Annotated in this window: 4 protein-coding genes; 2 read left to right on the plus strand and 2 right to left on the minus strand. The window is 42.1% G+C overall.

Going from position 1 to position 2,559, the window contains the following annotated elements; genetic code table 11:
• Both ACYQ8U_RS22850 and ACYQ8U_RS22855 read right to left on the minus strand, forming a co-directional pair.
• Positions 1 to 244: hypothetical protein (locus tag ACYQ8U_RS22850; protein WP_459947868.1), on the minus strand; the 244-nt coding region annotated here is incomplete at its 3' end.
• Between the two features lie 71 nt (positions 245 to 315).
• Positions 316 to 771: a hypothetical protein gene (locus ACYQ8U_RS22855; protein ID WP_459947869.1), complete on the minus strand. Its 456-nt coding sequence runs from the start codon at positions 769 to 771 to the stop codon at positions 316 to 318.
• A gap of 382 nt (positions 772 to 1,153) precedes the next feature.
• Here ACYQ8U_RS22855 and ACYQ8U_RS22860 point away from each other — a divergent pair, with 382 nt between their 5' ends.
• The gene (locus ACYQ8U_RS22860) at positions 1,154 to 1,591 is read left to right on the plus strand and encodes a MarR family winged helix-turn-helix transcriptional regulator (RefSeq protein WP_459947870.1); all 438 of its coding nucleotides are present in this window, start codon (positions 1,154 to 1,156) and stop codon (positions 1,589 to 1,591) included.
• Entirely contained in the window at positions 1,591 to 2,304 is a 714-nt protein-coding gene (locus tag ACYQ8U_RS22865) for an SDR family NAD(P)-dependent oxidoreductase (RefSeq protein ID WP_459947871.1), read from the plus strand. Before ACYQ8U_RS22860 ends, ACYQ8U_RS22865 begins: the two co-directional genes overlap by 1 nt.
• The last annotated feature ends 255 nt before the right edge of the window (positions 2,305 to 2,559 follow it).

Genomic DNA, 2,559 nt, shown 5'->3' on the forward strand with positions numbered 1-2,559 from the left:
TACCCCAGGATATGAATGACTTCCTCCAGGCCGGTCTGACCGTCAGTGCCAACATCCCAAGGTCCAGAAATTGCCAATTCCATTGTATCACTTCCGGTGAGTCCATAGTCCGGCGAACTCCGAGATTGTCTGGAATGTAAAAATAAATATCCAAAACAACTCGATTTGGCGCAATATATTTGGGGAAATTCTTGATTTTTCGGAAGTACTGAAATGCTCCATTTTCGCCGTGATATTTGATCATGATCAAGATCAAAAGTTCAGGAAAAATAATTGAGATGAATCAAGCAAAGATACAACTCTTTTCACTTGTTATCACGAAGATGGGGGTGGTGTAAATTTTCCGGTCACGGGAGGCGACAAGAATACTCGTTTAAGAAGATCCAGAGAGAATGGCTCTTCTCTATTCCATGGCAGAAGATACAACATTCTTGCCAAAGGACAGTAGCCCCAAAACAGATTTGTGGCTAGCCCCAGAATGGTGATATACATCAATATTTCCATGAACGGGACATAAGTTCCTATTGCAACCCAGGCAAAATAAACCAGGCGAACCTGAACGGGAAATTCGGTAACACGCAAACCAAGCAGTAAGAGAATCAGCAGAGCATGTGTGGCCGAAAAGAAAACCACATATTCCCAGAAAACTCGTTCCAGCAAACCGGCAAGCAACCCTAGCCAGGTGATAAGCCATAGCCCCCACACCATCCGCTTCCTTGTTTTTACTGGCATCTTTTCCCAGAGTGTATCGTGGGGTGCCAACGACATCATAATACGGGCTCCGTTACTCTTTTTAAGTCGTTCTTTAAGACTCAGCTTCACTTCTGGTTAAGGTGATATATTACAGATTGTCTAATGGTAATTATGGTGTCCTCGGATTTCAATAGCCGGCTTGATTATGATATTACCAGCCTATCTGCATGATGAAATGATATTTTGTGTAGTTTGGTAAAATCTGGGAATAGTGAGCACAACCTGTTGAAACTGCAGGTGAAGTGCATGTCATATAATCGGATTATACATTTTTTAGCTTAAAGTGATAAAAATATAGCACTGATGATGTATACGTGATACAAAAAACAATTTAGTTGTCATGTCAATACTTGTCTTGACAGGCAAATAAAAAGGCCTATACTTTTGCAAAGGATTGAAAATGATTTTTGACATGGATAATTCATTGGGATTCGTGTTGAACAAAACGGCTTTGCTCTCAAAAGCCAACTTCAACTGTAGACTCAAAGCGTACGGTATATCACCAGAGCAGTGGTCCTTGTTGTTCAGGGTGGTAGAAAAAAGCGGGTTAACACAGAAAGAACTCTCAGACTCGACCTATAAAGACCAGGCAAATATTACACGCAGTATCGATAGATTGATACAAAAAGGTCTTATGAAACGGGTACCCAATGAACAGGACCGAAGATCATTTAACCTTTTCCCGACGGAAGAAGCTGCAGTGCTTGTTGGTAAGGTTATCCCCATATCCAAAGCACATAACGAGCATTTGACCGAAAGCTTAACATCCAAAGAGACGGAAATGCTAAAAGCATTACTTAAAAAAGTTTATCAAAATTTAGAAAAGGAAACAGAATAATGTTATTAGAAAACAAGAGTATTATGATCACAGGTGCCAACGGCGGTTTGGGAAAAGCTCTAGTGCGTGAGGCGCTTCAGCACAATGCAAAGAAAGTCTATTGCTGTGTACGCGATATCTCTAAAGCAGAAGCACTACAGAAATTAGATGCACGAGTAGAGCTCTGTGCACTGGACACGACCGACAAACAAAGTGTTGAGGCATTGGCATCCAAGATAGATGCCATCGACATACTAATCAACAACGCGGGTGTCAACAGTGAACAGAGGATTCTGCAGGACAATACAATCGATTTTGAGGTCAATGTATTTGGTACGCTCAACGTCTGTCGTGCTTTCAGTGATAAAATAGCCAAAGAAGGTGCCATTATCAATGTAACCTCTATACTGGCACTGGTGAATCTCCCTGTCATGGGACTTTACGCCGCATCAAAAAGTGCTTTACACTCTGCAACGCAAGCATTACGAGCGGAGTTTGCATTAAAAGGTGTAGAAGTCTATGAAGTACTTCCCGGTCCCATTGACACGGCTATGTCAGAAAATCAGCCTATGGAGAAAGCAAGTCCTGAAGATGTCGCCAAAGAAGTGTGGGCAGGATATGAGGCCAAAACGTTTGAGATATACCCAGACCCCTCAGCCAAAGGGATGAAAGAAGGTCTTACACATGCACCCGAAACTGTCATAGCCGAATGTGCCCAATCGATCAATGGCTAATATCTACACTTTTGTTCGCTCCCAAACTGTGTTTGGGAGCGAACACATCATTTCCTTACATATTTAACACTCCGCATAACCCTCTGTGACAATGTGATTGAGTTGAAGGTATGGTTTCAGCTCGCACACTTACCGAGGTCTGTTATGAACAAACACAACAATCACTACCGACAACTCACTCAAGAGCCAAGATTCCTGGAAAGGCTGATTATGTTATGGAGCAGATTGAAAAGGTATTCAACAGCCTATCTGAAA

Source organism: Desulfocastanea catecholica, assembly GCF_054657295.1.